Genomic DNA, 24,844 nt, shown 5'->3' with positions numbered 1-24,844 from the left:
CGCATTTGAAACGGATTGCGTAGCTGCATTCAATACAAAAGGAGAAATTGTGGCATTGAAAGATATTGAGCGCTACTCTGACTAACCTCTAAAGTCAAACATCTTCGCGACATTTAGAACGCGCCAAGCAATGTTCTCGCTCCAATCATTTGGAGCAAAAAATTCAGGTTCAATTTTTTGCGCATGCACTCCAATCAAAATTAAAACACAGATAAACTCAGGAGTGACAGTCCACAGACCAGGATCCTCGTCATTGCCCCGCTCAAGTTGCACCTGAAAATATTCTTTAGCCTTAGGAAGCGCCTGAGCCAGATCCGAATCCAACTCAGAGACATCAACAACCCCCAACAAAGAAGTCAGTTGAACGAGCCCGGAAAGCCAATCACTATCAACTCTACTCTCTTCAATTACAAACCCAGCTTCTGACGCACAAACACACAATGCAGCGACTTCGGGAGACCTGTTTAAATAATGACTCAGTGATACAAAGTCAATCTTTATATCTTTATTACCCACTGACAGTTTTTCGTCAATTGCTGACGATAACTCAATCGATTCATCCCTAAGAGATATAAACTCATCATCCGCCAGCTCAAAAAGAGCCGATAGTCTAAATAGTTTTCTCCGTAGTTTTTGAGGAACATCATCCTCATGCTTATATTGAAGCTTATGTGAAATAGCTGCCCACGCATGCTGAAGAACAGTACGAACTTGTATTTCCAATTTAAAATCCGCAAAACCACCCCACTCGGGTAGCTTTGCACGCACGGCTAATATCTGTACAACATAGTGAGCAGAGCGATAGCCGAATTCAGCACCATCAGGTGAGTGCTCTATTGAGTTATGCTGATCAACTTCAAACTGTTGCCTTATACACTTTGCAATATCATCAACATCAGCTTGGTAATAGGTGATGATGCGTATACCCCCGAGGTCAGTAAGCTCTCGAAGAGGATCGGAATATGCTTTTGAAGCACGAGAAATTTTATCGCGAAAGCTGGAAACATCCTTTACCCTAGACTCTATAAGATGGTAATCAATTTCATTTACCCGCAACAAATCCTCAAACAATGTTTGGACCTTGCTGGTATAGCTCACATAGTCTGGGCGAACTCTTGTATATTCAACACAAGCCTGCTCAATATCACTAACGTTCTTTTCAGACATATTATATAAAAACCTAAGCTATTAAGTTGCCTAGCACATCAGCCACACTTAAAACAAATGCTAGAGATGTACCATATGCTTTTACTAAATAATAAAAATTCAAAAACACAATACTGGATACATTTTCAGAGTTATAGACCATGGATCCACAACAAAAATCTTTAACTATTATTGAACTCTAGCATGCAACAATGTGCACGACAAACAAGAGTGTCCCAAATGACAACAACACCTAGTAGTAGTCAAACTTTGCCCCCGTCCTCCCCCTTCAAACCCTCGTAATCACTCACATCCAGAGGTTACGAGATCAGGTGACGAATTTTCATAATGCTGGGGCTGGGGTTCAAGTCCCTGCGTAACCACCAAACAAAAAAGGGCTTACCGAAAGGTAAGCCCTTTTTTGTGCGCGCGAGCGACTACAGCGCGCCTACTCTTCCTGCCTTTCTTCCTCAGATAGCTGCAGCTCAGCCTGGAGCTTCATTAATTGTAGCTTTGCTATCTCAAGCTGAACCTTCTGCGTTTCGTCTATTACTGGCTGAATGATTCGGTGCCAGCAAGAAAAGCCGTAATATGAAATCATCCCTCCAACTCCAAGCAGTAAACCAAGAGTAATGTTGTAAAACGTCCGATTAGATTTCCCTACCTCTACCAAGCGCTCAAGCCCAGCGATCCTTACCTGTACTGATTGCCGTGGTTCCTTTTGTTCTTTCAACTCACCAAGCTCTACAAGTGATGAAAAAAGCAAGGTGTTGGTTGACTGAGTCACATAAACGACAGCTGAGAGAGAGAAAATAATCAGCAGCAAACCAAAAAGTGCATAGAACTTAAAAATGTTATCCGTAGGTACTGGTAGTTTGCTTTCCATGTTTCGCCCTAAGATTGGTCTTCTTTGGGCTGGAGTATGTGCAGATTTAGCAGACGATGACAATTGAGTCCCGCTCAACCGGCTAGAACTAAATAGCGGCTTTGGCTCAATGGCGCGACAATCGTAGTGCAGACTCCAAATGATCCGGCGACAGATGTGGATAGCGCATGGTCATGATGTTGATAAATGACCAAGGATTCTCTGCAGACGGAGAATATCCCCCATCATGTAATGGCTGGCGAAGGTGTGGCGCAAAATGTGGATTAGTTGACCTAGAGGCTGAAAGCCGTACAGCTCATAAGCACTACGAAATGCAGCCCTGCAGGACATAAATAAACGACCGTTACCCGGCATGGCCACCTTGAAAGCCTCGGCCTCAACCTCTATTAGGTATTGGCACAGAGCGCGACTAGCGGTATTTAGTGCGGTGAAAATGCGCCTTTCCCCGAAGATAGCTGCACGCGTCAGGCTTACGGTGAACGCACTGCAGATTAATCACCTGACGGCTCCCAATCTTGACCGTTGAGATAGCTTGAGACTAAGCCCACCTGCGCACTGCAAAGCTAGAACCTTTTCCCCTAAATACAAACCAGCAAGGCTGCTGGTATCAAGGAAGAACGCTGCAAGACGATTCGTTATGACAAACGAAGTGGGCTTGATAGCAGACTGCCACCCCTAGTACTCTCTAGGGCAAAGGACAGATCCCGCGAATGGCGAAACTAGCCCTAATTTCGACGAGGTAAACAGAAACTTTCCAGGTCAAAACTTGGGGTAGTGATCACTAATAAAGTTGCTAGACGCTGGTACGCTCGAAGGAATGGAAAATAAGTGTGAAAAGGATATTTGTTGTACTAGCCCTAACAGCAGGCCCAGCCCTTGCAGAAGAATCAAAGCCTGTAGCGACGCTATACGCCCAGCTGCCGAAGCCGACAGCAAGACCTTGAATCATCTAGTCAGTGAGTTATTCGCTGGATCTAACAGCCCGATGGGCGAAGCTGCACGCGCAAACCTTAAAGCCCAATATCGAAAAGAACGCGAAACCAATCGCGGAGTTAGACGCACCATGAAGGAATACATTAAGCCTGGGAACGTTATTGATGATGACGTGAAGGAGTGCATGGAGGGCTTATGAACCAACGAATGGTAAACCCTCAACTCAATTACAACTACCCTACACTTGCATCGACATCAGCATCAGAGTCAGAGTCAGAGTCGATTGGCAAAAGACTCTCTATTTTAGCAAGTCGCCTACGACGCATATGTGCCAAGAGTTTTACTCCGAACTCACCAAGCGTCCAATACTCATTAGTATTAGCTACAGGTTTCTTGCGCGTTGAGGGTACAATGCAATTCAAAGCTGCAAAGTCGGCTAATATTGCCCTGATTACATTACGAGGAGTCGGCCAAGTACTTCTAATTTCAGAGCTAGAAATACCGATAGCATTAGTTGCAATAAACTTAGCAATAGTCACTAAATCAGACTCAACTTGAAGCTCTGGAGCAAGAACTTCAAAAATCTGATATAGAGTTACCTCAGCACCTTCACTCCAAGTTTTATCCCCTTTCCGCCAGACGTTGATACTCTTAAAATTTGATCTAAGCAGGTCCAAGGCTTCAGTTATAGCAGTCTCTTCGCTATCAGCCCTCTCATATCCCAAAATCCTTTCTCGCAACTCCGCGTTCTCACCACTTAGTCGAACAATCTCCTTTGAAGCAGCAGTATCTTGAACTTGTGATGCTCTAACCCAGCCTTCACGAGGATATGCATTAAAAGCTTTAACCAATGCAATAGAACATTTCCCATACAAATCATCAGTTGAGCGCCAAAAACTGACAGGCCTATCTCTGATTTTTGTCTTGAATAAATTCAAACGATCTATTGCAACAGGGCACGTTTCAGATTTTTCTCTCGGCCAGCTAACCGATTCCTCAAGAAGAAAGCCTAACGCTGGCACACCAATCTCACGTGCATAATTGTACTCCTTTTCAGTATAGCTAAGTCCTGATGAGTCACAAGAACCGTAACGATGCGCGGCAATAAGAACATAATAATCTGACTGATCTATTTGACGCTTTATAATATTCCACTGTTCCTCATCGGCAGCACTAAACATTTCCATACCAACAGGAATATGCCCCATTTCCAGAATCGCTCTAATTACAAGATCTCTTTCATCCTTGAGATCAACATACGTAGAACTAACGAATATTTGGTATTTAGCAGACATAAGCCCTCCGAGCAATGTGAATTCCCCCTCTAGTTTCGTAGACACCTCCAAGCTTTAAAATGTGGCCCGCTAGGAGGTGCCGTGAAAGAAAGCATAAAACCCGGGAACGTCATTGATGATGACGTAAAGGAATGCACAGAAGGATTACGAGAAAAAACGTGGTCGTATGAAAAATAAACCCGGCATAAAAGCCGGGTTAACTTAGTTTTTTTTAGTTGTTTTTCTTTTTACTTTTTTTTGAGTGATTTTTGAAATCGGAGGTGAGCTCCACGGGAAATCTACTTGCGCAGAACCAAGCCCTTCTAAAAGAGGCTTGGAAAGGTTCCTAAGATAAGGATACAACGTTGCACCTAATATATAGGCGGCCTCCTCAGTATCAATCCACTCTTTCATACCGTTCGGGCGCAATGCGCAAAAATGCCCAATAATTTCAATTCTAAAAAAAGGCTCTTCTTTCTCAGAAAATACAGCTTCAAAATTTTGAGTCACTTGGAAGCTATAACCATTCTCCGATCCAAAGTCCTCCGAATTTATTGAAAGTCCAAACCTAGCCTTAAAACCGGGCGATGTTTCATCTATTCCATCTTCGTACGAACGACCGAAAACATTTGATATAGTGACTTGTTTTAAAGCCGCATTTATAAGGCTCATTTCACCACCGTAAGCTGCGGACGACTAACAGCTTTTCTCATAATGATTTCACTAGATTCATATTCATTATAAGCATAATGATGGTGGTGAACTTCATTACGCACACCGTTGACATGGCAATTCACTGCATCTTTTACAACTTCATTTATAGAACAACCATTTCTAGCTGCATATCTCGCGAGTTCTTTATGTAGTTGTATTCCAACTCGCACATTAAAAGATCCTGACAATGGCTTCTCTGGATCAAGTCCAAGTTGAACACAAGTTTCCAAATAGTCGTCAACTGACTCTTCAAACTCCTCACGCAACCCTTTAATAGAGTCAGATGTATAAGTTACGAGGTCGTTAATGTGTAAGATTTTTCCATACATCTCATCAGAGAGTGCGTCAAAATCTACCGACCCTTGAAATCCCTTGTACTCAAGCGTCTTAGTTGTCATTTTTCAAATAACCCTGTGATATTAGCGATTCAACAACATCCTCAATTTGAGGGCCGATTAGAGTGCTATCGGGATGCCTCTTATGAAGAAGCACTTTATGTCCGGTTTCTGGATGGAAAAATTTTTTCCTTGACCCCTGACCTTCAAGCTCACTGTAACCGAAATGCTTCATCACCTTCTGAAGCTGGCTCCATGAAAAATCCTTTGGGGAAGGTTTTTTGGTCAGCTTGGCAATCAGCTTGTCAATCTGACTCATAAATGCCGTCTCTGCCTTGGATCAGTGCAACTATAATATAGTTGCAGAGTAGTAGCAATTTTAAGCACTGTCATCCTTGCACACCTGTTCATCCTTACAGCTTGTAGATAGTGTCAAAGTGGATTTTTTCAAGAATACTGCACCACTAAATTGCCATCATCAAGCCCGAAGCGCATAGCCCTATGGTTACAGCACCTCACAGGAAAGAGACCAAGACGCATCCGCGTCAAACGCGGTCGCAAGGTGACCACCAAGCCTTTTATGTGAAGGACTGAGAGTATGAGGGGGCCAAGGGACTTAAAGCCTCATTTCATGAGTAGCTAAGGGACCGCCAGCAGGACCACAGGCGACTCATAATGCAAGGGTCCGGGTTCAAGCCCTTGTTTGCGCGCGCGAGCGCTATTCCCTAGTGCCCTTTACATGTGTTCGTCTCATCGCCCATGCGCTGCGGCACTTAGTTGTGCGGTGTCGACGCGTACAAATATTGAATCACCAATTGCCGTAAGCACATCGCCTGCGTACACCTCGCAGATAATTCGGCTCTTGCGTCCTACTTCGCCTTCAACTTTAGCGCGCAGGGTGAGTGGCACGCCCATTGGGGTTGGCTTGATAAACTTTATACCGAGGTTGCCGGTGACGCAGTCAATGCGCGGCAGACTGCCGACTTCTCTACCCTCTGCGCGAAAGTGGTAGGCCATCGCGGTCCAGTTGGAATGGCAATCAACCAGCATCGCAATTAACCCGCCGTAAACCAGTTCTGGCCAGCCGGTGTATTTTTCATCTGGCAAGTACTCAGCCATGATGTGCACGCCATCCTCATGCCAGTAGCTTTTGACATGCAACCCATGCGGGTTGCTACTGCCGCAGCCATAACAGATACCTTCTGGCGCGGCGGCGTCTTGGAGGGAAACCCTGTGCATGCTTGAACACCTCTTGATTACTCTTTGCTGTGCGCTTCAGTTTGCACAACGATATCGGCCGCAACCATGCCGTAAAATCGCGTACAGGCGCAATAATTTCAGCATACGGCGCACTCGAAGAGCCGCATAATCAGCAACCAATCTAGCAGTGTTTACGGGCCGCAAGCCTGCAATACCCTGCGCCCGAATGTATGGAGCGATGCTGTGAGCAACAACTTTGAAAATCTGCGCGCTGAGCGCGATATTGAACACTATCGCGCGAAGCCCAGCCCTAACTACGCGGGTTTGTGGAAGCAGATCGCGCTGGGGATTGTGGTCGGCTATACAGTGCTGAGCCTGCTTGGTTTCGTTGCCACGATGCTGTGGCTGAAACTCGCTGCGAGCGGCTTGCAATTACAGGTCCCGAGCTAGTCAATCACCCTAGCCTGGACCTTGGGTGCATTGTTGGCTCTCATTTGGGTTGCCAGCAACAGGCCACTGAAGATCAAGGCACCACCAACCCAGTGATATGCCTGCAAGCTTTCGCCCAGCAGAAGCCAAGCCAAAACCGCTGTGAACACCGGCATTAAGTAACTGGTCAGCGCAGCTTTTGCTGCGCCAACCACACGAATGCCGTGGTTCCATGCGAGGTAGGCGACCAAGGATGCAAACAGCGCCGTATAGATAATCGCGCCAATGGTTGTAGCATTTATATTGACTTGAGCCCCTTGGGCCAGCTCGAACAGGTAAAACGGCAGAATCATCGGCACACCGAGCACCATCAGTACGCCCAGCAGCGCCAGCGGAGGTATGGGCTGCAAGTACTTGGACCAACGCCGGAGCAGCAAGGAGTACAAGGCCCAATCCGTCACAGCCAGCAGCATGATCAAGTCACCAGGGTTGAACGACATTGAAGTCAGCGTCGCCCAGCTACCCTGGGTAATCAAAATCAACAAGCCGATCGCCGCGATAAACATGCCCAGCCAAGCACGTCGCGCAGGCCATTCGCCGAGCAGTAGGCCCCCGCCGATAAAGGTCACCAGCGGCAAACATGTACTCACCAGCGTGATGTTGATCGCGACGGTCGTTTGCGCTGCGCTGTAGAGCAGTGAGTTATAGGCGCTGATGCCGCAAGCAGAGAGCACCAATAAACGCCAACCGGCATGTTTCAAATCGGCGATATGGCGGCGTAGCGGCACAATCACAAACGGCAAGAGCAGCGCACAGGCAAGGCTCCAGCGCCAGAATGCTAAGGCAAATGGCGAGATGTCATTGTGAACCGCTCGGGCAACCAACGCATTCCCTGACCAGCACAATATGGCGAGCAATAGGCCGAGCGTGGCCCATGTGCGAGAGTTTTTCATATCGGTTATTTAGGGCTGACGGGGAGTAACCTGTATTGTGCTGGCAGTTGATCAATACCGTCGACGGTCACGTTCAAGTCCTTCCAGCGACCGTCTTTGATGCCGTAGATACAGCCGTGCACAGACAGCGACTCGCCACGATGCCAAGCGTTTTGCACGATGGTTGTGTGGCTGACATTGGCGACTTGCTGCATGACATTGAGTTCACACAGGCGATCGACCCGGTCTTCTTCGTTGGCTAGCTTTTCGAGATCATTGCGGTGCTCGTAGTAGAGATCACGAATAGTCCGTAACCAGCCATCGATGAGGCCGTACTGGCGGTTTTGCATAGCGGTGCGCACACCTCCGCAGCCGTAATGGCCGGTGACCAGAATATGCTTAACCTTCAGCACCTCGACCGCGTACTGGATCACCGATAGGCAATTCATGTCAGTGTGAAGCACCACGTTGGCAACGTTACGGTGCACAAACAAGTCGCCGGGTAGCATGCCAACAATCTCGTTGGCCGGTACGCGCGCATCTGAGCATCCAATCCACAAATATTCGGGCGTCTGTTGCCGTGCCAGTTTGGCAAAGAACTCTGGATCGCGCTGAGTGATTGCCTGCGCCCACCGTTCGTTGTTATCGAAGAGGTGTTGTAAATCACTCATTCCATTTACTCCAAAAATACTGAGGTGCGCTTCAAGCGCCGCAATGAAGGTTTGACAAGCCGGTTCGCGTAACGGTCACAGTTGCGTGCATCGTCGCCACCAATACTGAGAACAGCACCCAGAACGATTGAATAGCAGTAACGTGTTTAATCTATCAGCGTACAAGCCATAACCAGAGCATCTTCGCGACCGCCGACCGCAGGGTAATAATCTCGGCGGCGGCCTATTTCATTGAAGCCGTAGCGCTCATAGAGCCGATAGGCCGCCTGATTACTAGAGCGAACCTCCAGAAAACACTCCCCCGCCTTTAGCTCCATTGCACGTTGCATCAGGAACTCAAGTAAGCGCAGACCATATCCACAGCCCTGACTTTCAGGCTTAACCGTGATATTGAGCAGGTGTGCTTCATCGATGATCACATTGATGACACCGTGCCCCACCTGTTGCGAACCTACAAACATCACCCAAGTGTCGTAAGACTTGAGGCTGTCAGTGAAAGTACCGCGTGTCCATGGATGGCTGTAAGCGGCGTACTCAATTTTTAGTACAGCCTCAATATCCGCCTCTGTCATAGGGCGGAACGATAGTACGTCACTCATTCCTGCAGACTCATCCAACGTTGACTTACGCGACGCATTGCCTGCCACAGCGCAGCTTTGCGTGCAGGCTCATCCATTAACAGCTCCAGGCCAGGTACTGCCCAGGCACTACCAATGCCTTCAATTTGCAACTCTCGGTTGTAGTCACTTGCATCAGTTTCACCGGCAAAGCGAATCGCCGGCAAACCCACTAGCCATAAGCAAGTGCATGGCTCCTGTTCTTCTAAGCGAGCCGCAACAAAGCTCTGCACGAATTCGAGGGCTGCAGCCGGTCCTTGGTCCATGTTGCCACTAGACAATAATGGCCAGCGCACGGGTTGGCCAACTATATGCGGGCTATCCGGCAAGCCAGCAGCGCGGAGTATATCCTTGAGGAGCAAATAGGCTGGATCGCGCCCTTGCAAAGGCTCACCGGTGGGTAGCTCAACCAATATTGCACAATGGCCTGCGCGCAGCAGCTGTAAAGCAAAACGCGGAGGCGGTTCTACTTTGGGTTTAACTGAAGACGTTGGCGTCTGCTGCTCATCACCCACTGCTGGACGGACATTGCGCTCGTGCGGCTTGGGCCGAGGTACTTCAACTCGAGGCCGTGCGACTGCAGATACATCAACGGCTGGTTGTGTCCCTGGGGCAGCAGTTGCCTGCGGCTGAGCCTCTACAATCGGCTCCTCAAGTGGCTCTAACAGCTCTGGCCGCGAAGGCGCAGCAAAGGGTAATGCCACACGAGGCAGCCAATTGGCGACCTGCATTGCACTCAAATAAGCCCTGCGGCGTAATTCTGGAATCAAAGGTCAACTACCTGTGGATGTGCTTATTGGCCTACCTGCATTGAGCCCAAAGCACTTATGCAAGGCTTAACAGGTGCCCCAAGAATACCAGTAACACAGCCATGACCAATAACAATACGCCCACTCTTTGCCAGAGGAGCCAGCGTATTCCCTTGATCGCCTTTATTTATGCAGGTGAGAGCGAGAGCAATTTCTAATAGGAATGGGGGTTAGTGATTTCCCGGATTGGCACCGAGCGGCCAGCGCAATCCAGGGCGCTTGTGATCCATGAGGATAATCACACGCTCAATTGATCGGTGTAGCGGTAAGGTTTGCGCGGATATCCGCGTTTTGTAGTTTCACACCATAGAAGGAGGTAACACTGCCACCTGTGGGATGAACATTTTGAAACCGCTCGATATTGATCTCTTTGAAATGTGCGCGTGCGTTCACTGCAAACCCAAGTGGGTCAGGGGTAATTGGTGTACAGCCGGTACTGTTTTTTATACAGACACTGGAAGGCGCAACATCCAAACCTAGGTCGACATTAAAGCCATAGGTATTTTGATCGGGATTCGCAGGGTCACCATCTGAAGTATAGAAATTATCAATAACCCACTGACTACCACTGCCATTGACGTTATTTACCCGGCCGTTTTCGAGGATAAACTGGTTACGTTTATCATTGTTTGAGACAGCATTCTCTGGGCTGCCAGAGTTGTCCCGAACAAAAACACTCTTCAATTTAGCGCTAAGCCCTTCATTGCCGCGATCATCCCAGCGCCCGCCACTTGCAGAACAAGCGCCAGCACTCGCCCCTGTACCACCGACACACAATGCGCCTGCGCCACCGGAGCTCAATGCTAGTAGTGAGTCCCGCTCATAACGCTTAAGCACAATTCTGCCTACGCTTCTTCCGGTGTCTTTATCGCCTAGGCGCAAATCGGAGACATCAAGCTTTGACCAATAAGTGCCTTTTCTGAACTCAACTCCCTGATTGCTGACATCCACAGAGCCATCACGATAATGCATCTCATACTCGGCACCACTCAGCCATAAGCCCTGACTATTTTCATCAACTGTGATCGCCGCATTCGCTTCGGTGGTATAGAAATCAGCATTAAAACCAAAACCATCACCAACAAAGCCGCCAGGCTTAATTGTCAACTGGCCATTAAGGGTGAAATCGTAAGCTGGAAAAATCGCGAGTAACACCAGTAGCTCGCTACCGCCTTGGAGTGGTGCATCAGGCTTCCCAACACGTATCCCATCGAGACTATAACGACCAACGACATTGTTAAGACCAAATCGAATACCATCGAAATACCCGTCATAACTCCCGCTAGAAGGGTCAAGGTCATTGAGCCCGGAGTAACAACCCGCAGCAAGTCCAGTCGCACAGCTTTTGGTTATATCAACTGCCACTTGGCCTGTACCGTAGCTGCGCAAGCCGCTAAACCACAAACTGTTACCGTTATCGGTCAGCGATAAAGCGCCATCAGCCAAACTCCAACTAACATCTGCTGTTATCCCTTCGCTGCCTGAGTTGGTATCTCCTCCCGGCCGTAACTTGAGATAGTTTTCATACCCGCCTTGATTTTGAAAACTGAGGTCAAAGCCGACACTACCGACTCTTTGACTAGCAGGATCACCAATAATCAACCCTTGCAGCTCTGCGGCGAGGTTGAGATCTTCAAACGCTAACTTTACATAGCTGCCCTGGGCGTCTTGTTCAAAGTCGAGGGTCAAGCCTGATTGGCTAGCAACCACGCCTGAGTAGTTTTCAGCACGTAATACCCCAGAGTCTGTGTATTGAAAAAGGCTGTTGGCAATAGTGATGTCAGGTATCAGGCGTAATCCCTCTCCGCTCTGGCCACCACCCGCGATACTGATGCTACCACCAAGCCGTAGATCCATATTTAGCTGGCCAAAGCTGCGCCCTGACTGCGGGTCACGACTATCAGGGGCACTTGGCGTAGCTGGATTACCAGCGACAGCATCAGAATGAGCAAGGTCAAGGCCAATACCCGCAACCGAAGCAACAAAGCGTGTGTCGCCAAGATCAAGCTTTACCTGTTCGCCATTGCCGCCACTCACAATATCTATATAGGCATTATTCAGAAAGGTATCGAACGAAACCCCTTTAACGACTAGGTCAAGTCCATTATCACGGTAGTAAAATGTAGTATCGGTCAGTGAAAGTTTGCTGTCATCAATCGAGAACCCACTAACACCACTTGCACCTCCGCCCCTCAACTTCAGGCTGGCGCCCAATGTTGAAAACATACGTAGACTGCCAAAGTTATTCGGGTTGCCTGCGATTTCAACCTTACCCACGGACAACTCATTAGCACGTCCTTTATGCTCAACCTGAAGTTGGCCGCCCAAGACATCTATTGTTGTATTTGAAGCAGCGTTGGCTGATTGCGGCCGACTACTGACATTTTTAAGGCTCAGTGTCTGCCCGTCTTGAGCATAATCAATACTGCTTACGGACCAACCCGGCCCGCTCGTCTGTATGCTAATACCGTCTTGCCCCGTAACTGCTGACAGGTCGTTATCATCAAGCGCTTGCATGGCCTGCAGAACCGAACTGAAAAGGCCAATAAGACCCATTGAATAACGATACATGACTTAAGTCCTCAGTTACTCGGAAAAACTAGAATATTGCCTTGAACACGGGTGACACCATCAATCGTGACAGAGAAGATATTAGTTTGCTGGTAACTAGGGTCGCCGCCTTGCGCTGTACTGAGTGCGTTATTTCTCCAACTGCCTTGATTAGCAACACCGAATGTGTAGTTGGCATCTTTAAAAGTAATCTCGTTCGGCAAACCAAACTCCAATACATCTTGATTAAATATTGCGCCATCCCCATCAAAACCACTGTTGATAGTACGAGTACGAAAGGTCAAACCTTCAAAGCTAAAAATGCCTTTTATATTATCCAGCACATACCACCCACCCGTTTTTTCGGCTCGTACGGCTACACGCAAACCGCAATCAGCTGCAACGGATGCATTCGCAGCCGCACAGCTACGTTGGTTTGCAGCCCAGGCACCAGGGTTGTTAGTGGTTGGTGTGTCCCACAGAACACCACCATTTTTGTTGATACTTAGTTCACCCGACAGGTACACGCCACCCTGCCCGCTTAATTCGCTCAAAGTAGCATCATCAAGCGCCTGCATTTCTGCGTATAAAGATGGCGAGAATATGAGAGCAGCCACACAAAGCACTTTATAAATCACGGCTAGTCGCCTTTAGGTAATTGATGCCCAACCCTTTGATGGTGTTCTGACCATAGTTATATCCACCGGACAAAGTATTTCTATTACCAGAACTTAAGTTACCGATAACGACATTGGTTCTTGGGGCATTGGTATAGAAATCAGTGGCGATGTCATTACGTTCAGCAACTGAGCGAGCAGAACCATCCGCGTTACGGCGAACAGGATTGGGTAGTTCAAGTACAAACTGACCATCACTCGTCACATCAAACAATAACGGTTGGCTCTTGCCGTAACCTAAAGCAACATTTGCGTAGGTATTACTAAAGCTTAAAGTGCGATCAGCTTGTTCCTGCTCACTGGCGCAGTTCGCTGAGCCGGGGATACAAGACATTAAATCGATGCGTTTTGCGAAGAGATTAATCCGTGCTTCGCCGACTAACTGATCCCGTGTTTCATCGCCCCAAAGCCGTAGATAGCTGCCATCCATAATCAACTCGACTATGTCGATATTAAGTATGTCGGTACGCCCTGCTGCGACTTGAAAATCAAAGCGAATACCTGCATCGAGGCGTTCACTGAGACGGCTTGAGCAGTTAGTACCGGCTGCAGCAAATCCAGCAATGCAAGGTTGCCCCATAACACCGGTCAAACGCTCGGGAAACTTCAGTTCTAAAATAGCGACTTCATTGGGTGTCGTTTGCACCCAAACACCATCATCTCTTAGCGTTAACAGATCTTCCCCGTTGCCAAATTGAAGCTTGAACGGATTGTTGAGACGCCCAAGGTTGACCGGTTGCAGGTTGCTCCCTTTGTTACTTCCGGTTGAGGCAAAGTAGAACTCATGGACCGATATCGGGATATTTTCACCCGAGGCATTGGTAATATCGTTAATGAATATGCTCGATTCAGAAGCATCAAGCAGGATGCCCTCCAACGAAAAAGCAATGCCTTGGCCATTGACGCCTGCAAGTTGCTGATCGTCCATTTCTTGCAGATCAGCTTGCACCGGAAGCACAAACAAAGCCCCCCATAGCATGCAAAATAAACGGTTCATTTTCAGCACCCCACGGTCGCAGAACCCAAGCAGGTATCCTGTCGCGCGATACCGTTAAAGGCCTGTTCAAAATTGAGTTTAATCGGCGCCACTACGTTGCCGTTCTCATCGCGATAGTTAGGAATATTTAGAAATGCGCCAGCAAGAACATTACGAAATGCATTGCTGTCCCTGTCACGCCAGGCAACATCTTGGGTTTGCAAGGACAAAAAGAATCCTCGAGCGGCCCCCTCTATCGCAGCGGTATTTGGGTTGTCAGCCAAGTTCAAATTGCCGACAGGCAGGGATTTAAAGTTGCTTAACGGGAAGCAAGTGGGCAGTGAGAGAACCTCACAACCTCTTGAGGCAAATAAACTAAGCAGCGCATCGGTGAAACCAGTCAAATTGCAATCACTGCAACTCAACCTTTGACCGTTCTCAAGCCCTGAGTACGTCGCGCGAATTGAGTCGGGGTCTCCATCTTGAGTAACCAGGCTAGCATCAGCTTGAAGTGCTGTACGCCTGGTAACGCCTGCAACGGTCAGGAGAATATCTTCAAACGTATTAGCTGATTTAAATATCGGCGCGGCCGAGCCTTCGATTTTGATTGGAATATTGCCAGTCAAACGCTCTATATCACCGGAAAGATACCCTTTCGCTTCACCAAAACCGACTCTGACACCAATGACTTTATTGCCATCGTATGCCAGCTCTAAATAGGGATCAGTAATTTGAAACGGGTTGATCGTGTCGTCTGCGTTTACCGTGCCCAAAGCAAAATTGTTGATCAGAATATCTGCAGTACCTGCGTCCTCACCCGCACGATCATATTTGCCTAATTCGAGCTTTTTGATATTTAACTGGGTTTCAACATTCAGGCCAAGGTTCAAGCGGGTGTAGTCAACACCTGCATTTTGATCGGTTGTCAGGTTGATGAACGCTTGGCCAGACACACCTGAAAGCTCTTTATCCGCCATCTCGATCATTTGCGCACTGACACCGGCACTGGTTAGTCCAGCACAGAGCAATGCCAATGCATTTTTTCTAAATCGGGAAACCGAATACATACCGCCTCCAGGGTTCTTATCTGACGAAAGCTAGTAACCTTCTTTCTGATTACCACTATAAGAACCACTGACGCAGAACACCCCCAACCCATAGTCGAGGCCTAAAAGAGCAGATAGGTCATTAACCAGCCTGAGTTAATGGCAACTGTTACGCATCGCCACATCCGTGGCACGCTGTCCATATTGCTCGAATAGCGCCATTACATGAGCTGTAATCGCCCGCGCCAGGGTATTCACGCTGAGTTGCGAGCAATGCGTAAGGCAATTTAGCTTGACCCGGTGCAGATGAAGCGAGGGCATACGTGCCTCGTACTCGCGCAAATCGCCTTTGACCAGCACCGGAAGGAATGCCTCGCCTAAGGTTTTGTAATGTCGGATGAGCAACCTCAAACCGTCATAAAAGGGCAATTCTTTGGACGCCACCAGACGATTTTCATTTGGTATTTTCAAATACAGCCCAGAGTGACCCATGGTTTCACCCGGGATAATGTAAACCCCTGTTGGCTCCACAGCGTGGGCAGGAATATCCTGAAAAGTATCATGCCAAGCCTGCTCGTCAGGCAGGATGGTGATGCTTCCGTGGTCGCTCTGAGGGACGACGAAGCTGTAGTTGCTGTATAGCTTTTCAATGTATGGAGAGTAAACGCACAAACGATTCTCAAAGCGTTGCAAGAACGCAATCGCTTCACGTCGATTAGAGATCGCATGCAGATCCCAATCGAGATCGCTCTGCTCTTCTAGTCCGGCCCAGCAATCATCAATTAATACAGCGGTATTGGCAGACATATCAGGCACCACAAACAAACGTGTACTGTTTCATCTGCATCGCAAAATCAATGCCATAAGAATCCGACGTTTAAATGCGAAGTAGCTCACGCGCCTGGGCCTTTCAAGCTCTTTAGGCAGTCGCATACTGCCGTAATCTGTCACATTAATGGCGCCACAACTCACCTGCGAAATGCTGCATACCCGCGAAGTAACCTCTGATCGGTTGTAACTGAAGCGTTTTGCCGGCGATGCAGTACAATTGCCGTTTTTCTCAATTGGGTGATTGGCCTCTCAATGATTGATCCCAAGCGCGTATTGCGTGCCCTAGCCGAACACTGGACGTTACTTGAGCCACTTTGCGAGCACTTCGACTCCGGGACCTTAAGCCTGATTGAGTTGCGCAGTCAGCTTTCAGCGCAACTACCGGACAGCACTCCAGTCGATATCACCGCGTTGCTCGACCAGTGGATTCGTCTCGATATATTGGTGCCGGTTGCCAAAAGTCCGAATCGTTTTGAGCTCAACGCGCAAATTCATGACTTTCTTGCCTACCTGCGCCGCGAACACCGCCTGGGGCTGTGTCTGGAAATCGAAGCGTACCTGCGTCACCTCGAGCGCCTGGCAGGCTATATAAAGGATGCGTTCGAAGTCCGCGATGCGCATGACCTCGCGCGCCAGTTGCGCTTGCTCGACATGCGCGTACGTGACGTACTGAAAAAGCTATTGAATGACGAGCAGGCGCTAGTCGCCGTTGCGGATCGAGCCAAGACCAGCGACCGGCAAATCCCGCTACGCCAACGTTACGCTGAAGTACTGGCAACGTGGGACGAATACGTTGAGCCGATGATCCAACTCGTAGCTGCCGACGGCGCTTTTGAGCAAGGCGTCAATCGTGTTGAGCATGTTTTGCTGCGCCTATTGAGTGAGCAGCAGCGCCTTGGCCAATTGGTTGACGACGACCTGCTGCTACGAACCCATGCACGTATTCTCGAAATGCAAACGACTGCGCAACTGACCCTGCGCCGCGCACGTGAGCTATTACTGCCTCTGCGTGAAGAAGCGCGTAGGCATAACGCCGTCACACGTGGGGCCGCATTGGCGCTTTCGGCTATTCGCCGCAAAGGGCTTGATGCAGTGCCGCAGGCGTCAATGCCAATGTTCAGCCGGCCGCAAAGTACTTTCCTGGGAAGTGCTTCGCAGGTTGAGGCATACGTTTATGCCCTCGCCCGCTTTGAGCCAAAACCTGCGCAGTTCCCGAAAGCCAGTAGCAGCCGCAAGGGACAAGCCCCTCGTGCACCGCGTACCGCCCGGGAAATGCTTGAGCGCTGCGAACAAGCCTTACCCTTGCCAGACCTAATGACGTGGCTGCTTGAGCAGGAACCTAACGGTGCAACCGATGAGTTGTTGTACTGGTTCTCACGCTTATCACGTGACTCGCGTTTTCAGCGCGACCGCCTCGAGCGCCGCGAATACCTCACCGCCGAGCATCAGGTCAGCCTGAGCTCATTCGCCCTGATTAAAAGCAATGCGGCGTCCAGCAAAGCCGAGAAGAGCAGCGTATGAATATCGATCTTTCCGAACTGAGCCACTTAGCCCCTGTATTCCGTGAGTTGTTCAAGGGTTACCACGTTAGCCGTCGCGACCCGGAGCTCTATACGCAGCTGTCCAACCAGCAAGATCAATACCGGGCGCTGTTCAAGGCTCTAGGCTTTGAACTGACCTGTGATCCACGCGGTTTCTACTATTTCGTACCGGAGCAAATTGGTGCTCAGGTCAACAAGACCGCCCAGCGCCTCGCCTTGTTCACCTTTATTCTGGTTGAACACTTGGCCGACCAAGGCCGAGACCCGATAGCAGTACTCGACGGTGGCAGCCTGGGCCGTGATGAGTTGCCGGCCGTGCTGGAGAAATACCGCGACTTGTTCGTGCAGGCGGAAGTGACCACTCAAGATGAGCTTGAGGAAAAAGTTATGCGCCGTCTTTGTCAGTTGGGTTTTGCCAGCGAAGACAACGGTATCTATCGCTTCCTGGCACCAATGCACCGTTTTCTGGACGTCTGCCTGTCGGTCCAACAAGACCGCGATCTGGCTGCCAGCTTGCACAGCAATCTACCGCTGCCAACGCCGGTACTGATAGATGATCAAGAGGAAGACATCATTCGCCTCGACGAATCAGCAGCAAGTGATGACGAATTATCCGAAGAGCAGGCAATGTCTGCAGCCATTGCCGCAGAACGCGCAAACCAGGAGGTTGATGCATGAGCCAGGAACGCTACGGCATTCGCCGCTTTGCCTTGTTAAACACCGCTGGTTACAGCCTTGGTATTTTCCCTCTGGAAAACCCGCTGTCAGTTTATGGCGCCAACAACCTGGGCAAGAGCGCGTCGATTAACGCGCTGCAATTCCCGATCCTCGCGCGCATGTCGGACATGAGCTTCGGTAAGTACAGCCTTGAGCAGTCGCGCAAATTCTACTTTGCCACTGACACAAGCTATATCCTGGTTGAAGTTTCACTTCCGCATGGTACCCATGTCATTGGCGTTGCCGGGCGCGGGCCGGGCGGCGGTTTTGGTCATCAATTCTTTGCCTATGCAGGCGAGCTGGATCTTGAGCATTACCAGAAAAACGGTACCTGCTTACGTCAGCGTGAACTGTTTAACGTCCTCGAACGCGAAGGCATCAAGGCTTATGAACTCAAGCCTGATGAGCTACGTCGCTTACTGGTTGGCGGACACACCTCGATCCCATTGGATCTGACAATTATTCCGCTACGCTCGACGAGTGAGCAGAGCCTGAAAACCTTCCGCGCGCTGTTCATCAATCTACTGCACATGCGCGAGATCACCGCGGCCAAACTTAAGCAGCTGTTCCTTGATGCTTTCGAACACAGCCTGCGCTCAGGCAGTGTTGACTATATTGCCGCCACTGAAGAAGCCTTCCGTGATGTACGCCGCATGGAGCAGGATTACCAAGCATTGGTAACTGCCGGGTCATTGATTGAAGCGCTGTCTGCCGGTGTCGCGCAACGTGAATTACTGCGCGGCAAACTGCATCGCCTGTCGCCGCTACTCGACAGCCTGCTCGGTACTTGGCAGGACTACGCTGCGGCGCGGCGCGAGGAACTGGTCATTCAAGCCGAGCACTATCGTAATGAGCAAGATGGCTTACAGAATGAGCAACGCGGCGGCACTCAGGAACTGATGCGCCTTGAACGTGAAATCAGCGAAATCCAACGCTGGCTTGGCGAGCTGGACGCACTCACTCACCGCTTTGCACTGGTCGATAACGTTCAGGTTCTTGAGCAACAACTGCTCGCTGCCAAGGATGCACACGACGAACTCGCCGGAGCACTGGCGCAATCTCGACAGTTCTCCAGTGAAGATATTGATGAGCGTTTGCGTGACCTTGATAAACGTCTGAAATCAGTCAAGCAACAGCTTGAGCACGCCGACAACAACAGCTACTCGCGTTTGCGCGAAGAGTTTTCGCAACAGGATGTCGATCGCCTGATGCGCCTGTTCAATGGCCAGCTATTCAGCCTGCCACTGGGCGAGAAAGGCATTCACGTTGAAGACGGTGATGCTTGGGTTAAATCACTTGAGGCAATTCTAGATGGCTTCAAAGGCGAACAGTTTGAAGTGCCTGGACTGTCTATTAACCTTACGAACATCGAGCCTCCAGCTCTGCAAGCACTGGCTGACAGAGCGGCTTTGCGTGACCAGAAAGATCGCCTCGATCGTGAATATAAGCAGCTTAAAACTCAGCAAGCTGTCGCCGCTGACCGTGCTGCAAGCAAGTCGCAGGCTGAGCAGTTGTACAAAGATGTACTCGACGCGCAGAAAGCACTCGAAGATTTCCGACGTAGCGAAACACTGGTTGCAGAAAAACCAAGCAAACTAGAACAGCTCGCCGTCCATGAGGCCGCCCAAGACGAATTGAAACGTTCAAGTGATGCCTTCACTGAACGCGTACAACAACTCTCGGCCAAGCTGCAGTTGGTGGGTCGTCAGTTGGCTGATCTTGAGGCCAAAGAGCGCACCCTGGAAGATGCACTACGCCGTCGCCAATTGCTGCCGTCTGATTTGCCTTTTGGTACACCGTTCACTGATCCGGTTGATGACTCGCTGGATAACCTGCTGCCGCTGCTCAATGACTATCAAGATGCATGGCAGGGCTTGCAGCGTATTGATGGCCAAGTTGATGCGCTTTATGCACAAGTGCGCTTGAAAGGTGTGGCTAAGTTCGACAGCGAGGACGATGTCGAGCGTCGTTTGCACTTGCTGATCAACGCTTATGCCCACCGTCAAGATGAAGCGCTCACGCTGGCCAAGGCGCGTCGTGCAGCGGTTACGGACATTGCACGTACCTTGCGCAACATCCGTAGCGACTACGACAACCTGGAACATCAGCTTGCGTTGTTTAACCGCGAGATCAACAAGCGTCAGGTCTCAAACCTCGAAAGCTTCCGTATTGTTCTGGCGCCTAACAAGGAAGCCCTTAAGCACATTGACCAGATTATCCACAGTGCTGGCCAATACGAAGAAGGTGAAACACTGTCGGTATTTGATTTGTCGCAATCAGCCGATCAAGACATCAAAAACGAAGAAGCTAAAGAGTACTTGGCCCGCCTAGTTGCTGCCAATCACAACCAGTTGGGTTTGAAAGAGCTGTTTGAGCTGTCGTTTGAGATCACTAAGGTTCATGGCCAGCCGGTGATTCATACCGACATTGACGGCGCTGCATCCAACGGCACAACTATGACCATCAAAGCGCTGACCAACATGTACCTGTTGCTGCACTTGATGGATCGCGATCAAGCCGGTCGCGTACGCCTACCTTACTACCTGGATGAAGCGGCCGACATTGACGAGCGCAACCAGCAAGCATTGATCGAAACCAGCCTTCAGCTTGGTTTTGTACCAATCCTTGCATCCGTTAAGCCACAGGTTTCAGCTCACGTCGCAATCGACCTCGAAGGCGGCAGTGGCCCGAACGGTATTTATATTGACGAAGCCGACTGGAAGTACATCAAACCGCGCGAAAGTACGGTGAAAGCTGCAGAACCGGCCGAGACTGAAGAAGCAGTGAGTTAAGCCCTAAACGGCTATAATCTACATCGGGATACTGAGCGTGGATAAACAACAAGGGCCGCATATGCGGCCCTTGTTGTATGTAGCGACTACTGTTTAGGTAGCGGGATTTTCGGTGCCCAGTGCAGCCAATCAGTTTTCGGCTCATCAAACAGCGCGAAGGTCTGACCGTTAATCGCCTGGTTACCCATATCAGCATTATCCGGTGTCGCAAACGACACACCGCCCGCCAATATCGTCTCAAGCGACTCAGTTCGCAGCTTCACACCTTTAAACAAACCTGCATCTACGCCTATACCTGACGTATTCCAGAACCGACTTCCGGTGTGAACCAGGGCTTTATAACGAGGCTCTATCAGAATATGGATCAGCACACGATCAGCCGTGGCCCCCAACTCATAACTGACGACTTTGCCCACCACGACTTCGCGATAGGTAACCGGTACACCTGTCTTCAAGGAGCCACGACGTGACGCGCTCAACACCAGACGCAAGCCCGCTTCGCTTTCGGCTAAGTTTGGCGGTTCGCTCAGGGCAATAAATTGAGTTCGTTTGGTCTCCTGAGTATTGCCAGGCAAAACCTCAACATACTGGCCGCGAACTAGAGTATCGAGGTTGCCCACTTGAGTTAGACCCAGTTCCGGTTTAACCACCCAGAACTTGCTACCTGCCCGCGCAATCCTTGCATCGCCTTGAGTAATACGCGCATTGAGTTGCACTGCTTGCAGGTCTTTGGTCAGCTCAAGACTTTCGATGGTACCGACATCCATACCTTTATAGCGAATCGCAGCGCCGGGCTTGAGACCATCAGCCCGATCAACCCGAATGGTTATGGTCGTACCCGCTTTTAGCGCATCCTCACGGTCCTTGTATAGACTGAACATTTGGATACGCTTGCTCGAACGGGCGCCATTGAGGTCTGCAGTTTCAAAGGCAATACCACCGGCAATCAGGGTTTGCAGAGACTCACTCTTAACCTCAATCCCCGACAAGCCGCCTTTGAGCGTCACGCCGCTAGCATTCCAGAAGTAGCTGGTACGGTTAACGAGATGGGTGTACTCAGGCAGGATGTGAACCCCCAGTAACACCTCTTTATTGTTACGCGCCAGTTGATAACTCTGCACCGAACCAACTTTAAGCTGGTGATACAGAATAGGGCTGCCGATCTCAATTGAACCAAGATTCTTACTGCGCAGAACCATATGTAAACCTGGCGCGCCCAAATCAAGTGGTGGGGCCTTGCTGAGCGCCTCGAACTCACGAGTAGGTGATCCGCCTTTTTTGCCCGGTCGAACCGCAATGTAGTTGCCTTTAACCAGCGCCTCAATACCGGTAATACCTGCCAGGGAGATCGATGGCTTAACCACCCAAAACTCAGTGCCATCAACCAGGTAGCGCTCAGTCAATGGGTCAAGGGCTAACTCAGCTATAGCACCTTGCAGATTATCATTCACCTTGAGTTTCTTTAAGGTGCCGACCTGAATCCCCTTGTACATAACCGGAGTGCGCTTCTCTTCGAGCCCATCGAAATCAGGGAGCTTAACCACGACCTTGATCCCTGCTTGAGCAGCGTCAAAGCTGTCATACAAGCGAAACGGCAGCGACGGATCAGTCGGAGGGCTGTCTTTACGGTCTTCAGCCGTACCAAAGGCAATACCGCCAGCGACGATACTGGCAAGAGACTCTGTACGCAGCTTGAAACCGGAAAGCCCTGCATCAATAGTGATGCCGCTAGCATTCCAGAACCGCGTATGTTTGCGCACCAGGTTGGCATATTCAGGCTGGATGAAGATGTTGATACGGATAGTTTGCTGATCATCATCCAGCACATAGTCCTTTACCCGGCCCACTTTTAGTTGGCGGTAAAAAATCGGGCTGTCTTTATCTATCGAGCCTAAACGGTCAGCCTTCAAAGTAAGGTGCAACCCGGGGGTATCACTGGATAACGGCGGGGGTTCATCCAGTGCTTTGAACTTCAGCGTGGGTTCACCCTTGCCCGGACTCACGGCAATGTAATTACCCGACACCAGGGTTTCCAGGCCAGTAACTCCAGCCAGAGATACGCTGGGCTTAACCAACCAGAAGCGTGTCTCTGCGAGCAAGTGCCCTTCGGCCTCTTTACTCATTTCGATAGTGGCAACAACATCATCCGCTTTGCCTTCGGTATCGAGGCTCACAGTTTTAACCTTGCCTACAGCAATACCTTTATAGATAACTTCTGTCTTGCCGGCTTCAATGCCGCCACCACTTGGGAATCTGACCTCAATCATGATTCCAGCCTGGTCGTAAGCCTTCCATGCCAGCCAGCCACCAATCAACAACGCGATGATGGGCAATACCCAGATAGCCGACCAGTTAGAGGCCGGCCGTTTTTTAGCCAGAGGCAAATCATTCATCGTTGTCATCCGTATCAGTGTTGTCCCAAATCAAGCGGGGATCGAAGGTCAATGCTGCGAGCATGGTCAAGATAACCACGCTGGCAAATGCAACCGCCCCCCAGCCTGGCTCGATGGTGGCTAAGGTGCCAAATTTGACCACCGTAACCAAAATAGCAATTACAAAAATATCGAGCATTGACCAACGGCCAATCCACTCAATAAATCTGTACATAAACATTCGTTGGCGTGGGGACATCGGCTGACGCCGTTGTACCGAGTAAAGCAATAAACCAATGCCCACCAACTTAAACGTAGGCACCAAAATACTGGCGATGAACACCACTGCTGCTATTGGCAGCATGCCGTAATTAACCAGCTCAATAACACCTGACATTATGGTGTCTGACTGCCCTTTACCCAAAGAGCTGACCCGCATAATAGGCAGCATATTTGCTGGAATATATAAGATTGCCGAGGTGATTAGCAGCGCCCAGGTCTGCAGTAGACTATTCGGTCGGCGAGCGTGGACTCGACCGCCGCAGCGCTGACAGAACTGCTTGTCTACGCTCGTATCAATTGGAGCCAATTTGTGACACTCATCACATACCAGCAATCCGGCATCAATGGCCCTCACTGGCGTGCTCCCCACCTGATAGCCCTTGCCAGATCTGATGTGGCGACATGGTCACTTCAAGCCACACCTGCAACAGCAAAAGCGCGACAAAACATAACAAGCCAATGCCAAAGGTAAGGTCTGCGACATCAACCAGTTTAACCACCGCGACCAGAATCCCCATGAGGTAAACCTCAAGCATTCCCCATTCACGCATATGGTGATACATGCGATAAAACAACAGACCGTAGCTGCGCCCAAAATCGAAACGGATGCTGAGCAAAACAAAGAACTGAATCAGCAGCTTGAATAGTGGAATCACCATACTGCTCAAGAACACAACAAGCGCTACAGGCTGCATCCCGCTGTGATACAAGCCAAGTACGCCAGACCAGACCGTGTCCTGAGTCTGCTGACCAAGCAGGTTGAGCTCAATAATGGGCAGAAAATTCGCGGGGATATACAGCAGCAAAGCGGCTATAACCAAGGCCATGCTACGACGTATAACTTGATGACGATGGCTATATAGCTCATAGCCACAGCGTGGGCACTCGATTCGCTCACCATCCTCGACTGGTTGACTTTGCATGAGTAGATCACACTCATGGCACGCAATCAGTTGGTCAATGGAATGCCCTGTGAGGGATGTGGCTTCAATCGGCTCCGGCATATATGCCCCTTTACAAAGTGTGCCTAGTGTAAACGAGGAGTCTTGACTCGGGTGGTAAACAATTGGCCATTACCAACGCATATTTTTGTAACAGATGTAGCAACGGTCAA

General features: G+C 49.7%; 23 protein-coding genes and 1 pseudogene. 4 read left to right on the top strand and 20 right to left on the bottom strand.

Going from position 1 to position 24,844, the window contains the following annotated elements:
- Nucleotides 1-81: 81 nt before the first annotated feature.
- The 8 genes and pseudogenes from B9K09_RS05540 to B9K09_RS05500 all read right to left on the bottom strand — a co-directional run bounded on the left by B9K09_RS05540 (nt 82) and on the right by B9K09_RS05500 (nt 6,527).
- On the bottom strand, nt 82-1,167 hold the full coding sequence (locus B9K09_RS05540; RefSeq protein WP_087515877.1) for a GTP pyrophosphokinase family protein: 1,086 nt from the start codon (nt 1,165-1,167) through the stop codon (nt 82-84).
- A gap of 427 nt (nt 1,168-1,594) precedes the next feature.
- Nucleotides 1,595-2,032 carry a hypothetical protein gene (locus tag B9K09_RS05535; protein WP_087515876.1) on the bottom strand — a complete coding sequence of 146 codons (438 nt, stop codon included), beginning with the start codon at nt 2,030-2,032 and terminating at the stop codon, nt 1,595-1,597.
- A gap of 74 nt (nt 2,033-2,106) precedes the next feature.
- Nucleotides 2,107-2,503, bottom strand: a pseudogene (locus tag B9K09_RS22755) (integrase); the annotation flags it as partial.
- Between the two features lie 695 nt (nt 2,504-3,198).
- Nucleotides 3,199-4,260 carry a DUF4062 domain-containing protein gene (locus B9K09_RS05520; RefSeq protein ID WP_087515875.1) on the bottom strand — a complete coding sequence of 354 codons (1,062 nt, stop codon included), beginning with the start codon at nt 4,258-4,260 and terminating at the stop codon, nt 3,199-3,201.
- Between the two features lie 201 nt (nt 4,261-4,461).
- Nucleotides 4,462-4,911: a hypothetical protein gene (locus tag B9K09_RS05515; RefSeq protein ID WP_087515874.1), complete on the bottom strand. Its 450-nt coding sequence runs from the start codon at nt 4,909-4,911 to the stop codon at nt 4,462-4,464.
- The gene (locus B9K09_RS05510) at nt 4,908-5,351 is read right to left on the bottom strand and encodes a type II toxin-antitoxin system HicB family antitoxin (protein WP_087515873.1); all 444 of its coding nucleotides are present in this window, start codon (nt 5,349-5,351) and stop codon (nt 4,908-4,910) included. Before B9K09_RS05510 ends, B9K09_RS05515 begins: the two co-directional genes overlap by 4 nt.
- A complete protein-coding gene (locus B9K09_RS05505; protein WP_087515872.1) occupies nt 5,341-5,607 on the bottom strand; it encodes a type II toxin-antitoxin system HicA family toxin in 267 nt (88 codons plus the stop codon). Before B9K09_RS05505 ends, B9K09_RS05510 begins: the two co-directional genes overlap by 11 nt.
- Before the next feature lie 431 nt (nt 5,608-6,038).
- Nucleotides 6,039-6,527, bottom strand: coding sequence for a PaaI family thioesterase (locus B9K09_RS05500; protein WP_087515871.1), 489 nt, complete (start codon nt 6,525-6,527; stop codon nt 6,039-6,041).
- A gap of 204 nt (nt 6,528-6,731) precedes the next feature.
- On the opposite strand from B9K09_RS05500, the gene B9K09_RS05495 reads away from it, so the two are divergent.
- On the top strand, nt 6,732-6,938 hold the full coding sequence (locus tag B9K09_RS05495; protein ID WP_087515870.1) for a hypothetical protein: 207 nt from the start codon (nt 6,732-6,734) through the stop codon (nt 6,936-6,938).
- Here B9K09_RS05495 and B9K09_RS05490 read toward each other — a convergent pair.
- The 9 genes from B9K09_RS05490 to B9K09_RS05450 form a co-directional block, all read right to left on the bottom strand.
- Nucleotides 6,935-7,870, bottom strand: a complete 936-nt coding sequence (locus B9K09_RS05490) for a DMT family transporter (RefSeq protein ID WP_087515869.1) — start codon at nt 7,868-7,870, stop codon at nt 6,935-6,937. The genes B9K09_RS05495 and B9K09_RS05490 overlap by 4 nt on opposite strands.
- Before the next feature lie 5 nt (nt 7,871-7,875).
- On the bottom strand, nt 7,876-8,520 hold the full coding sequence (gene can / locus B9K09_RS05485) for a carbonate dehydratase (protein ID WP_087515868.1): 645 nt from the start codon (nt 8,518-8,520) through the stop codon (nt 7,876-7,878).
- 146 nt (nt 8,521-8,666) lie between these two features.
- Nucleotides 8,667-9,119, bottom strand: a complete 453-nt coding sequence (gene rimI, locus B9K09_RS05480; RefSeq protein WP_087515867.1) for a ribosomal protein S18-alanine N-acetyltransferase — start codon at nt 9,117-9,119, stop codon at nt 8,667-8,669.
- Nucleotides 9,116-9,907, bottom strand: coding sequence for an energy transducer TonB (locus B9K09_RS05475; protein WP_087515866.1), 792 nt, complete (start codon nt 9,905-9,907; stop codon nt 9,116-9,118). The genes rimI and B9K09_RS05475 overlap by 4 nt, the downstream gene beginning before the upstream one ends.
- 285 nt (nt 9,908-10,192) lie before the next feature.
- On the bottom strand, nt 10,193-12,517 hold the full coding sequence (locus tag B9K09_RS05470; protein WP_087515865.1) for a DUF6160 family protein: 2,325 nt from the start codon (nt 12,515-12,517) through the stop codon (nt 10,193-10,195).
- Between the two features lie 11 nt (nt 12,518-12,528).
- The gene (locus B9K09_RS05465; RefSeq protein ID WP_087515864.1) at nt 12,529-13,134 is read right to left on the bottom strand and encodes a DUF6160 family protein; all 606 of its coding nucleotides are present in this window, start codon (nt 13,132-13,134) and stop codon (nt 12,529-12,531) included.
- Entirely contained in the window at nt 13,124-14,170 is a 1,047-nt protein-coding gene (locus B9K09_RS05460) for a hypothetical protein (protein ID WP_087515863.1), read from the bottom strand. The genes B9K09_RS05465 and B9K09_RS05460 overlap by 11 nt, the downstream gene beginning before the upstream one ends.
- Before the next feature lie 2 nt (nt 14,171-14,172).
- Nucleotides 14,173-15,216, bottom strand: coding sequence for a hypothetical protein (locus B9K09_RS05455; RefSeq protein ID WP_087515862.1), 1,044 nt, complete (start codon nt 15,214-15,216; stop codon nt 14,173-14,175).
- 135 nt (nt 15,217-15,351) lie between these two features.
- Nucleotides 15,352-16,002 carry a hypothetical protein gene (locus B9K09_RS05450; RefSeq protein ID WP_087515861.1) on the bottom strand — a complete coding sequence of 217 codons (651 nt, stop codon included), beginning with the start codon at nt 16,000-16,002 and terminating at the stop codon, nt 15,352-15,354.
- 276 nt (nt 16,003-16,278) lie between these two features.
- Here B9K09_RS05450 and mksB point away from each other — a divergent pair, with 276 nt between their 5' ends.
- From mksB to mksF, 3 genes are read left to right on the top strand one after another with little or no spacing between them, the layout of a single operon-like run.
- Entirely contained in the window at nt 16,279-17,547 is a 1,269-nt protein-coding gene (gene mksB / locus B9K09_RS05445) for an Mks condensin complex protein MksB (RefSeq protein WP_087518996.1), read from the top strand.
- Nucleotides 17,544-18,245: an Mks condensin complex protein MksE gene (mksE, locus tag B9K09_RS05440; protein ID WP_087515860.1), complete on the top strand. Its 702-nt coding sequence runs from the start codon at nt 17,544-17,546 to the stop codon at nt 18,243-18,245. Before mksB ends, mksE begins: the two co-directional genes overlap by 4 nt.
- Nucleotides 18,242-21,076, top strand: a complete 2,835-nt coding sequence (gene mksF, locus B9K09_RS05435; protein WP_087515859.1) for an Mks condensin complex protein MksF — start codon at nt 18,242-18,244, stop codon at nt 21,074-21,076. The genes mksE and mksF overlap by 4 nt, the downstream gene beginning before the upstream one ends.
- 86 nt (nt 21,077-21,162) lie before the next feature.
- On the opposite strand, the gene B9K09_RS05430 is transcribed toward mksF, so the two are convergent.
- From B9K09_RS05430 to B9K09_RS05420, 3 genes are read right to left on the bottom strand one after another with little or no spacing between them, the layout of a single operon-like run.
- A complete protein-coding gene (locus B9K09_RS05430) occupies nt 21,163-23,469 on the bottom strand; it encodes a PqiB family protein (RefSeq protein WP_087515858.1) in 2,307 nt (768 codons plus the stop codon).
- On the bottom strand, nt 23,462-24,085 hold the full coding sequence (locus tag B9K09_RS05425) for a paraquat-inducible protein A (RefSeq protein ID WP_087515857.1): 624 nt from the start codon (nt 24,083-24,085) through the stop codon (nt 23,462-23,464). The genes B9K09_RS05430 and B9K09_RS05425 overlap by 8 nt, the downstream gene beginning before the upstream one ends.
- Nucleotides 24,072-24,734: a paraquat-inducible protein A gene (locus B9K09_RS05420; RefSeq protein ID WP_087515856.1), complete on the bottom strand. Its 663-nt coding sequence runs from the start codon at nt 24,732-24,734 to the stop codon at nt 24,072-24,074. Before B9K09_RS05420 ends, B9K09_RS05425 begins: the two co-directional genes overlap by 14 nt.
- Nucleotides 24,735-24,844: the final 110 nt, after the last annotated feature.

Source organism: Pseudomonas sp. M30-35, from assembly GCF_002163625.1.
Lineage (GTDB): Bacteria > Pseudomonadota > Gammaproteobacteria > Pseudomonadales > Pseudomonadaceae > Aquipseudomonas.
This window is presented reverse-complemented; position numbering and strand designations above follow the sequence as displayed.

Coding starts and splice junctions, on each gene's coding strand:
- B9K09_RS05470 (WP_087515865.1), bottom strand. CDS start 12,517: ATGTATCGTTATTCAATGGGTCTTATTGGCCTTTTCAGTTCGGTTCTG.
- B9K09_RS05460 (WP_087515863.1), bottom strand. CDS start 14,170: ATGAACCGTTTATTTTGCATGCTATGGGGGGCTTTGTTTGTGCTTCCG.
- B9K09_RS05510 (WP_087515873.1), bottom strand. CDS start 5,351: ATGACAACTAAGACGCTTGAGTACAAGGGATTTCAAGGGTCGGTAGAT.
- B9K09_RS05420 (WP_087515856.1), bottom strand. CDS start 24,734: ATGCCGGAGCCGATTGAAGCCACATCCCTCACAGGGCATTCCATTGAC.
- mksF (WP_087515859.1), top strand. CDS start 18,242: ATGAGCCAGGAACGCTACGGCATTCGCCGCTTTGCCTTGTTAAACACC.
- rimI (WP_087515867.1), bottom strand. CDS start 9,119: ATGAGTGACGTACTATCGTTCCGCCCTATGACAGAGGCGGATATTGAG.
- mksE (WP_087515860.1), top strand. CDS start 17,544: ATGAATATCGATCTTTCCGAACTGAGCCACTTAGCCCCTGTATTCCGT.
- B9K09_RS05515 (WP_087515874.1), bottom strand. CDS start 4,911: ATGAGCCTTATAAATGCGGCTTTAAAACAAGTCACTATATCAAATGTT.
- B9K09_RS05540 (WP_087515877.1), bottom strand. CDS start 1,167: ATGTCTGAAAAGAACGTTAGTGATATTGAGCAGGCTTGTGTTGAATAT.
- B9K09_RS05490 (WP_087515869.1), bottom strand. CDS start 7,870: ATGAAAAACTCTCGCACATGGGCCACGCTCGGCCTATTGCTCGCCATA.
- can (WP_087515868.1), bottom strand. CDS start 8,520: ATGAGTGATTTACAACACCTCTTCGATAACAACGAACGGTGGGCGCAG.
- B9K09_RS05450 (WP_087515861.1), bottom strand. CDS start 16,002: ATGTCTGCCAATACCGCTGTATTAATTGATGATTGCTGGGCCGGACTA.
- B9K09_RS05455 (WP_087515862.1), bottom strand. CDS start 15,216: ATGTATTCGGTTTCCCGATTTAGAAAAAATGCATTGGCATTGCTCTGT.
- B9K09_RS05520 (WP_087515875.1), bottom strand. CDS start 4,260: ATGTCTGCTAAATACCAAATATTCGTTAGTTCTACGTATGTTGATCTC.
- B9K09_RS05430 (WP_087515858.1), bottom strand. CDS start 23,469: ATGAATGATTTGCCTCTGGCTAAAAAACGGCCGGCCTCTAACTGGTCG.
- mksB (WP_087518996.1), top strand. CDS start 16,279: ATGATTGATCCCAAGCGCGTATTGCGTGCCCTAGCCGAACACTGGACG.
- B9K09_RS05535 (WP_087515876.1), bottom strand. CDS start 2,032: ATGGAAAGCAAACTACCAGTACCTACGGATAACATTTTTAAGTTCTAT.
- B9K09_RS05500 (WP_087515871.1), bottom strand. CDS start 6,527: ATGCACAGGGTTTCCCTCCAAGACGCCGCCGCGCCAGAAGGTATCTGT.
- B9K09_RS05505 (WP_087515872.1), bottom strand. CDS start 5,607: ATGAGTCAGATTGACAAGCTGATTGCCAAGCTGACCAAAAAACCTTCC.